The organism is Pseudomonas sp. PB106 (assembly GCF_009764645.1).
GTDB lineage: Bacteria > Pseudomonadota > Gammaproteobacteria > Pseudomonadales > Pseudomonadaceae > Aquipseudomonas.
In genome coordinates, this window is sequence record NZ_RWIM01000063.1 from 1 (window position 1) to 8,835 (window position 8,835).

The window sequence follows — 8,835 nt, forward strand, 5'->3', positions numbered from 1 at the left end:
CGAAGGCTGCGATCTTTTGACTTTGTTTTTTAAGATCAAGATCAAAAGATCGCAGCCTTCGGCAGCTCCTACAGGAGATGTATTCGGTTATTTGGTGCCGGTGTGGCCAAACCCGCCGGTGCCGCGTTCGGTTTCGACGAACTCTTCAACCATTTCGAAGTGCGCCTGCACCACCGGTACCAGCACCAGTTGCGCCAGACGTTCGCCGACGGTCATGGTGAAATCGCTCTGGCCACGGTTCCAGCAGGAGACCATCAGCGGACCTTGATAATCGGAGTCGATCAGGCCGACGAGGTTACCCAGCACGATGCCGTGCTTATGGCCCATGCCCGAGCGCGGCAGGATCAGTGCGGCCAGGTTCGGGTCGCCGATGTAAACCGACAGACCGGTGGGGATCAGCACGGTTTCACCCGGTTTGATCACGATGTCCTGATCCAGCATGGCGCGCAGGTCGAGGCCGGCGGAGCCTGGCGTGGCGTATTGCGGCAGCGGGAATTCAGTACCGATGCGTGGGTCGAGGATCTTGGCTTGCAAAGCGTGCATGTAAATTAAACCTGGTTCAGACGTTCGGCGATAAAAGTGACCAGTTGGCGAGCGATCTTGCTCTTGCTGGTCTGGGCGAAAACCGTGGCGTGCAGCTCACGGTCAATCACGCTGCAGGCGTTTTCTTCGCTGTTGAAACCGATGCTCGGGTTGGCGACGTCATTGGCGACGATCAAATCGAGATTCTTGTCCTTCAGCTTGCGTGCAGCGTAGTCGAGCAGGTGTTCGGTCTCGGCGGCAAAGCCAACACTGAACGGACGGTCGGGACGTGTCGCGATGGTGGCCAGAATGTCTGGGTTGCGCACCATTTGCAGGACGAAGCCGTCACCGCTCGTAGGATCTTTCTTGAGTTTTTGCGGGGCGACGACTTCCGGGCGGTAGTCCGCAACGGCTGCCGAGGCGATAAACACGTCGCACGGGATCGCCGATTCACACGCCGCGAGCATGTCGCGGGCACTGACCACGTCGATGCGCGTGACGCGGTCCGGCGTCGGCAGGTGCACCGGGCCGCTGATCAAGGTCACCCGGGCGCCTGCTTCAACCGCTGCTTCGGCGAGGGCAAAACCCATTTTCCCGGAGCTGTGGTTGGTGATGTAGCGCACCGGGTCGATGTTTTCCTGGGTCGGGCCGGCGGTGATGACGACGTGCTTGCCGGTCAGCGCCTGACGCTGGAAGCAGTCTGCCGCGCACTGTGCGAGGTCGGTGGCTTCCATCATGCGGCCCATGCCGACATCGCCGCAGGCCTGGCTGCCCGAGGCCGGACCGAAAGTCTTCAGGCCACGGCTTTCGAGGAGTTGCAGGTTGGCCTGGGTCGCCGGGTCGCGCCACATCGCCTGGTTCATCGCTGGAGCAACCGCGACGACAGCGTCGGTGGCCAGCACCAGCGTGGTCAGCAAATCGTTGGCAATGCCTTGGGCAAGACGGGCGAGCAGGTCGGCGGTGGCCGGGGCGATCAGCACCAGATCGGCCCATTTGGCCAGCTCGATGTGGCCCATCGCAGCCTCGGCAGCCGGATCGAGCAAGTCGAGGTGCACCGGGTGGCCGGACAGTGCCTGCATGGTCAGCGGAGTGATGAACTCGGCGCCGCCGTGGGTCATGACCACACGCACTTCGGCGCCCTGGTCGATCAGGCGACGAACCAGATCAGCGCTCTTGTAGGCCGCGATGCCGCCGCCGACGCCCAGAACGATGCGTTTCCGATACAGCCGCTGCATAGGTCTGCCTTTCATTTCGTGGGTGACATACGTGGCGAAACCCCCTCCCCAGGGTGAATTCGCCCGCAAAAAAGATGGGCTAAGATATCACAGCGACCGCTACGGAACAGCGGCGCCCACAGACAGGGAATGTGTATGAGTATTCGCGATTGGCCTGCGGCGGAACGCCCGCGGGAAAGGTTATTGGAGCACGGGGCAGCGAGCCTTTCGGACGCCGAGTTATTGGCGATTTTTCTGCGTACCGGATTGCCCGGATTAAGTGCTGTGGATCTGGCGCGCAATCTGCTGACTCAATTCGGCAGCCTGCGTTTGCTGCTTGAGGCCGATCAGGACGCATTCAGCAAACAATTGGGGCTCGGGCCGGCGAAGTTTGCGCAACTGCAAGCGGCTCAGGAGATGAACAAAAGGCATCTGGCCGAGAAGTCACGGCAAAAAACCGCCCTGGAAAACCCTAAAGTCGTTCGCGACTATCTGAAAGCGATGCTGCGCCACGAACCGCACGAAGTATTTGCTTGCCTGTTTCTCGACTCCAAGCATCAAGTGCTCACGTTCGAGACGCTGTTTCGCGGCTCCATCGACAACACCAGCGTGCATCCCCGAGAGGTCGTGAAACGATGTCTGGCCAATAACGCCGCTGCGCTGATTCTCTGTCACAACCATCCGTCGGGGAACACTGACCCCAGTCAGGCGGATCGGCTGCTGACCAAGCGTTTGCAAAAGGCGCTGGAGCTGATTGATGTGCGGGTGCTTGATCACTTCATCGTCGGTGATGGCGAGCCGCTGTCGATGGCGGAATGTGGCTGGATGTAGATTCCAAGAAAATGCAAAACCCTGTGGGAGCTGGCTTGCCAGCGATAGCGGAGTTTCAGGCGGCAAATAGTATTGAATTTGCCGCCGTCATCGCTGGCAAGCCAGCTCCCACAGGTAATGCGTAGTTGCGCTTACTTCAGGTTGACCTTCGAGTAGTCCTGACGCCCAAACGGGCTCACCGAGTAACCCTGCACGTCCTTGCGTGTCAGCGCATACGCGGTCGGGTGCGCCAACGGCAACCACAACGCCTGCTGCTGAATCTGCGCCTGCGCCTGCTCGTACAGCTTGGTGCGCACACCCTGTTCGCTGGTGGTCTTGCCGGCGCTGATCAGCTTGTCCAGATCAGCATTGCAGTAGCGCGCAAAGTTGGTGCCGGACTTGACCGCCGCGCAGGAAAATTGCGGCGTGAGGAAGTTGTCCGGGTCGCCGTTATCGCCGGCCCAGCCCATGAACAGCAGATCATGCTCGCCGGCCTTGGCGCGGCGGATCAGTTCGCCCCACTCGATCACGCGGATTTCCGCCTGAATGCCGATTTCCGCCAGATCCGACTGCAACATCTGCGCGCCCAGGCTCGGGTTTGGATTGAGCAGGCTGCCCGATGGGCGCGTCCAGATGGTGGTCTGGAAGCCATCCTTCAACCCGGCCTTGGCCAACAGCGCCTTGGCTTTGGCAACATCGTGCGGATACCCCGGCAGGTTCTTCGCATAGCTCCAGGTGTTCGGCGGGTAAGGGCCGTTTGCGGCTTCGGCGGTGTCTTCAAACACAGCCTTGATGTAGTTGGCCTTGTCGAAGGCGAGGTTGATCGCCTGACGTACTTCCGGTTTGTCCAGCGGCGGATGCTGGCTGTTGATACCGACGAAAGCGGTCATGAACGCGTCAGTCTTTTCGACTTTCAGCGTCGGTTCCTTCAGCGCGGCCTGTACGTCAAGTGGCTTCGGCGACAGGGCGATCTGGCACTCGTTACGCCGCAGCTTTTGCAGGCGTACATTGGCGTCCGGGGTGATGGCGAAGATCAACGGATCCACCGAAGGCTTGCCGCGGAAGTAGTCCGGGTTGGCCTTGTAGCGGATCGCCGCGTCTTTCTGGAAACGAGTGAACACGAACGGGCCGGTGCCGATTGGCTGGCTGTTGAGCTTGTCGGTCGCGCCGGCCTTCATCAGTTTGTCGGCGTATTCGGCGGAGTAGATCGAAGCGAAGCCCATGCTCAGGGTCGCCAGGAACGTTGAATCCGGATGATCAAGGGTAAAGCGCACGGTCAGCGGATCGAGTGCGTCGATCTTCTTGATCAGCGCTGGCAATTGCATCGACTGCGCGTGCGGGAAGCCGCTTTGAGCGACTTTGTGCCACGGATTGGCCGGGTCGAGCATACGGTCGAAGCTGAATTTGACGTCTTCGGCGGTCAGCTCGCGGCTCGGCTTGAAGTAATCGGTCGTGTGAAACTTCACCTGCGGGTGCAGCTTGAACACGTACGTCAGGCCATCGGTGCTGACTTCCCAGCTGTCGGCCAGGCTCGGCACGACTTTGCCGCTGGCGGTGTCGAAGTCCACCAGACGATTCATCAGCACGTCAGCCGAAGCGTTGGTGGTGGTCAGCGAGTTGTATTGCACCACGTCGAACCCTTCCGGGCTGGCCTCGGTGCAGACGCTCAGCGCGGCGGCCTGGGCCAGAGGGCTCAGCAGGAGCGGGGCGAGCAACAGGGGTAGGGCAGCGAGGCGCATGGTCGGTTTCCTTTTACAGATCGAAGGCCCATCTGCGAGTGCAGTCTGGAAAAGGCCTACCCTAGAGGGCTGGATTACAAATGACTATCCCCTTTTTGCATTTTAAGGGCACAGTGATGGCAGTTTTTCAGACCGCGGCGTCTGGCAAAAAGTCTGAAACACCGGTGCAGGCAATTTTCTTCGACGAGTGGTAAAAATCGATGCCAGCCTTTATCCAAGGCGCTCGCCGGCCGAAAAAACGCCTTTTTGCCGATTGATTGCACACCGATTGTTGTTGCTCCGAAGTCTTTCTGGTATAAAGCAGCGCTCTTTTCTAGGGGCCCGGTTCCTTCACTGTAGGTGTAGCCGGTAAGACCTCTAAAGAAACGCGGCGCCTGGCGCCAAATGACTGAGAGATTAAGCGGCCAACCCATGCCGGGTTGGGCATGTGGTTTTAGAGGGCTGAGGCATGTCGAGAGTATGTCAAGTTACCGGTAAGGGTCCGGTGACTGGGAATAACATTTCCCACGCAAACAACAAAACCCGTCGTCGTTTCCTGCCGAACCTGCAGCATCACCGCTTCTGGGTTGAAGAAGAGAAACGTTTTGTGCGTCTGCGCGTATCTGCCAAAGGCATGCGTATCATCGACAAGCGTGGCATCACTGTCGTGCTCGCCGAACTTCGCCGCGATGGCAAGATTTAAGGGAGCTAATCATGCGTGAATTGATTCGTTTGATCTCGAGCGCCGGTACTGGTCACTTCTACACTACCGACAAGAACAAGCGTACTACCCCGGACAAAATCGAGATCAAGAAATATGATCCGGTTGTTCGCAAGCACGTGATGTACAAGGAAGGCAAAATCAAGTAATTGATTTTTCCTGACTTACGAAAAAGGCCCGTATCTCACGATACGGGCCTTTTTTGTTGCCGCTGATTTTGTAGCGCCGGTGCGGGCCTCATCGCTGGCAAGCCAGCTCCCACAAGGGTCGTTGATGTTCACAAAATTGTGTTCAACACGAAACCTGTGGGAGCTGGCTTGCCAGCGGTAGGGCAATATCAGCCAGCGAAAATCCTCAGGCCTTCTGTTCGAAAATCACATAAATCTTGCGGCAAGCCTCGAGCACTTCCCAAGTGCCACGGAAACCCGCTGGAATCACAAAGCGGTCGCCGACACGCAACGTCTTGGCATTGCCGTCCGCATCACGCAACACCGAAACCCCCTGCAGAATTTCGCAGTACTCATGCTCGGTGTAGTTCACCGTCCATTGACCCACCGCGCCTTCCCACACGCCGACGCCCATTTGCCCACAAGGGCTTTCGTATTGGTGAAACACCGCTTGTTCAGGATCACCCTTGAGGACCTTGGCCGGGTCCGGGCGATAGCGTTCGGCTTCACTGCTGGTCAGGCTGATGTCGACGACGTTCTGGATGTTCATTGTTGTTATCCCCTGTGAATACGGCGCGATTGGCTGGAAAGGGCCAAAGTCTATGTTGATTAAAATCAACACCGCAAGGCCGTATGGCCACCTTATGTCAAATATATTGAAACAACCCCGGCCGCTGGTTTAGGGTGGCGGTTGCCTCGGGCCGAAATGCAGGCTGGCCAGGCAGAATTCTTGAAGACGTCCGCGAAGATCGCGGCGCCCGTATTCAATAGAGGAGGACACCCGAATGACCACCCTGACTCGTGCCGACTGGGAACAACGCGCCCGCGACCTGAAAATCGAAGGCCGCGCCTACCTGAATGGCGAATACACCGACGCCGTCTCCGGCGAAACCTTCGAGTGCATCAGCCCAGTCGATGGCCGTCTGCTCGGCAAGATCGCCAGCTGTGACGCCGCCGATGCCCAGCGCGCCGTGGAAAACGCCCGCGCTACCTTCAATTCCGGGGTCTGGTCGCGCCTGGCGCCGACCAAACGCAAAGCCACCATGATCCGTTTTGCCGGTCTGCTCAAGCAGCACGCCGAAGAACTGGCCCTGCTCGAAACCCTCGACATGGGCAAGCCGATCAGCGATTCGCTGTACATCGACGTTCCGGGCGCGGCGCAAGCGCTGAGCTGGAGCGGCGAAGCCATCGACAAGATCTACGACGAAGTCGCGGCCACGCCGCACGATCAACTGGGTCTGGTGACCCGCGAGCCAGTGGGTGTGGTCGGCGCCATCGTGCCGTGGAACTTCCCGTTGATGATGGCCTGCTGGAAACTCGGCCCGGCGCTGTCGACCGGTAACTCGGTGATCCTCAAGCCGTCGGAAAAGTCGCCGCTGACCGCCATCCGCATCGCCGCACTGGCCGTTGAGGCCGGTATTCCGAAAGGCGTGCTCAACGTGCTGCCGGGCTACGGTCACACCGTCGGCAAGGCGCTGGCCCTGCACAACGATGTCGACACGCTGGTGTTCACCGGTTCGACCAAGATCGCCAAGCAACTGATGATCTACTCCGGCGAATCGAACATGAAGCGCGTCTGGCTGGAAGCCGGTGGCAAGAGCCCGAACATCGTCTTCGCCGATGCGCCGGATCTGCAGGCTGCTGCAGAATCCGCTGCCAGTGCCATCGCCTTCAACCAGGGCGAAGTCTGCACTGCCGGTTCGCGTTTGCTGGTCGAGCGTTCGATCAAGGACACATTCCTGCCGATGGTGATCGAGGCGCTGAAAACCTGGAAACCGGGCAACCCGCTGGATCCGGCGACCAACGTCGGTGCGCTGGTGGATACCCAGCAAATGAACACCGTGCTGTCGTACATCGAGTCCGGTCACAGCGATGGCGCCAAGCTCGTCGCTGGCGGCAAGCGCATTCTTCAGGAAACCGGTGGCACTTATGTCGAGCCAACGATTTTCGACGGTGTGAGCAACGCGATGAAAATCGCTCAGGAAGAGATCTTCGGGCCGGTACTGTCGGTGATCGCTTTCGATACCGCCGAAGAAGCCATTCAGATCGCCAACGACACGCCGTATGGCTTGGCCGCAGCGGTCTGGACCCAGGACATCTCCAAGGCGCACCTGACCGCCAAGGCCCTACGTGCCGGCAGCGTGTGGGTCAATCAGTACGATGGCGGCGACATGACCGCACCGTTCGGCGGCTTCAAGCAGTCAGGCAACGGCCGCGACAAGTCGCTGCACGCGTTCGACAAGTACACCGAGCTGAAGGCGACGTGGATCAAGCTGTAAGCCGTTAAGGGAGCCTGACTCAGTCGGGCTCCCGAACCATACAGAGATCCCCTGTGGGAGCGAGTTTGCTCGCGAAAGCGGTGTATCAGTCAGCAGACTTGCTGAATGTGAAACCGAATTCGCGAGCAAGCTCGCTCCCACAGTGATTTTTGGCGCACATAAAAATAATCCACAGGAGCGTGGACCATGCGTTGGGCGACGTATTTCGCCGTGTTGGCGTCTGTCTTGAGTGTCGGTCTGGCCCTGGGGGTCAGCATGCCGTTGGTGTCGTTGCGTCTGGAGAGTTGGGGCTATGGCTCCTTCGCCATCGGCGTCATGGCAGCGATGCCGGCCATTGGTGTGTTGCTGGGCGCGAAGATTTCCAGTCATCTGGCGGCGCGCTTTGGCACGGCCAACCTGATGCGCCTGTGCCTGTGGGCCGGGGCACTGTCGATCGGCTTGTTGGCGTTGTTGCCGAGCTACCCAATCTGGCTGGTGCTGCGCCTGATGATCGGCGTGATCCTGACCATCGTGTTCATCCTCGGCGAGAGCTGGATCAATCAACTGGTAGTGGAAAACTGGCGCGGTCGATTGGTGGCGCTGTATGGCAGCAGTTATGCGTTGAGCCAACTGTCGGGTCCGTTGCTGCTGGGCGCATTGGGCACCGAGCATGATTACGGGTTCTGGGTCGGCGTCGGCCTGCTGTTGGTGTCGCCGTTGCTGTTGCTGGGTCGCAGCGGTGCGCCGAGCAGTGAAGCGAGCAGCGTGACGTTCCGCGATCTATGGGGATTTGCTCGCGAGTTACCGGCGATTGCCTGGGCGGTCTCGTTGTTTGCGGCGTTCGAGGCGATGATCCTGACGTTGCTGCCGGTGTATTGCCTGCAACAGGGTTTCACCGCTGAAATCGCTTTGGCGATGGTCAGCACCGTGGTGGTCGGCGATGCGCTGCTGCAATTGCCGATTGGCGCGCTGGCCGATTACCTGTCGCGACGCACGCTGTTTGCCAGCTGCGCGGTGGTGCTGATGCTGTCGAGCCTGGCGATTCCGCTGTTGCTCGATACGCTGCTGATCTGGCCGCTGTGGGTGTTGTTCGGCGCCAGTGCCGGGGGTTTGTTCACGCTGTCGCTGATCCTGATTGGCGAGCGTTATCGCGACGATGCGCTGGTGCGGGCGAATGCGCATATCGCGCAGCTCTGGGGCGTGGGCTGCCTGGTCGGACCGCTGGCGGCGGGGGCGGGGAGTCAGTGGATCAATGGGCATGCGTTGCCATTGTTGATGGCGATTGGGGCGTTTGGGTTGGTGATTCTGCTCTTGCGACAAGGAGCTTTCGGACCCGTGAGCGAACCGGCCTAAGGTCAAAAGATCGCAGCCTTCGGCAGCTCCTACAGTTGAAATGCATTCCTCCTGTAGGAGCTGCCGAAGGCT

General features: G+C 59.5%; 9 protein-coding genes. 5 read left to right on the forward strand and 4 right to left on the reverse strand.

Annotation, left to right across the window (positions count from 1 at the left end; genetic code table 11):
- Positions 1–87: 87 nt before the first annotated feature.
- Complete coding sequence (gene dut, locus EJA71_RS08285; protein ID WP_122594515.1) at positions 88–543, reverse strand: dUTP diphosphatase; 456 nt, start codon at positions 541–543, stop codon at positions 88–90.
- A gap of 5 nt (positions 544–548) precedes the next feature.
- Complete coding sequence (gene coaBC / locus EJA71_RS08290; RefSeq protein WP_122604565.1) at positions 549–1,757, reverse strand: bifunctional phosphopantothenoylcysteine decarboxylase/phosphopantothenate--cysteine ligase CoaBC; 1,209 nt, start codon at positions 1,755–1,757, stop codon at positions 549–551.
- A 135-nt stretch (positions 1,758–1,892) separates the two neighbouring features.
- Between coaBC and radC the strand changes: the two genes are divergently transcribed.
- A complete protein-coding gene (gene radC / locus EJA71_RS08295; RefSeq protein ID WP_158955838.1) occupies positions 1,893–2,567 on the forward strand; it encodes a DNA repair protein RadC in 675 nt (224 codons plus the stop codon).
- Between the two features lie 131 nt (positions 2,568–2,698).
- Here radC and EJA71_RS08300 read toward each other — a convergent pair whose 3' ends face one another.
- A complete protein-coding gene (locus EJA71_RS08300; RefSeq protein WP_158955840.1) occupies positions 2,699–4,285 on the reverse strand; it encodes an ABC transporter substrate-binding protein in 1,587 nt (528 codons plus the stop codon).
- Between the two features lie 448 nt (positions 4,286–4,733).
- On the opposite strand from EJA71_RS08300, the gene rpmB reads away from it, so the two are divergent.
- Complete coding sequence (rpmB, locus tag EJA71_RS08305) at positions 4,734–4,967, forward strand: 50S ribosomal protein L28 (RefSeq protein ID WP_007920377.1); 234 nt, start codon at positions 4,734–4,736, stop codon at positions 4,965–4,967.
- Positions 4,968–4,978: 11 nt separating this feature from the next.
- Complete coding sequence (gene rpmG / locus EJA71_RS08310) at positions 4,979–5,134, forward strand: 50S ribosomal protein L33 (RefSeq protein WP_016772554.1); 156 nt, start codon at positions 4,979–4,981, stop codon at positions 5,132–5,134.
- Between the two features lie 205 nt (positions 5,135–5,339).
- Here rpmG and EJA71_RS08315 read toward each other — a convergent pair whose 3' ends face one another.
- Positions 5,340–5,702, reverse strand: coding sequence for a cupin domain-containing protein (locus tag EJA71_RS08315; RefSeq protein ID WP_158955842.1), 363 nt, complete (start codon positions 5,700–5,702; stop codon positions 5,340–5,342).
- A gap of 235 nt (positions 5,703–5,937) precedes the next feature.
- On the opposite strand from EJA71_RS08315, the gene EJA71_RS08320 reads away from it, so the two are divergent.
- Together EJA71_RS08320 and EJA71_RS08325 are read left to right on the forward strand one after the other, a co-directional pair.
- Positions 5,938–7,431 (forward strand): aldehyde dehydrogenase, encoded by a 1,494-nt coding sequence (locus tag EJA71_RS08320; protein WP_038359230.1) that lies wholly within the window; start codon positions 5,938–5,940, stop codon positions 7,429–7,431.
- Positions 7,432–7,617: 186 nt separating this feature from the next.
- Entirely contained in the window at positions 7,618–8,763 is a 1,146-nt protein-coding gene (locus EJA71_RS08325) for an MFS transporter (protein WP_158955844.1), read from the forward strand.
- Positions 8,764–8,835 lie beyond the last annotated feature (72 nt).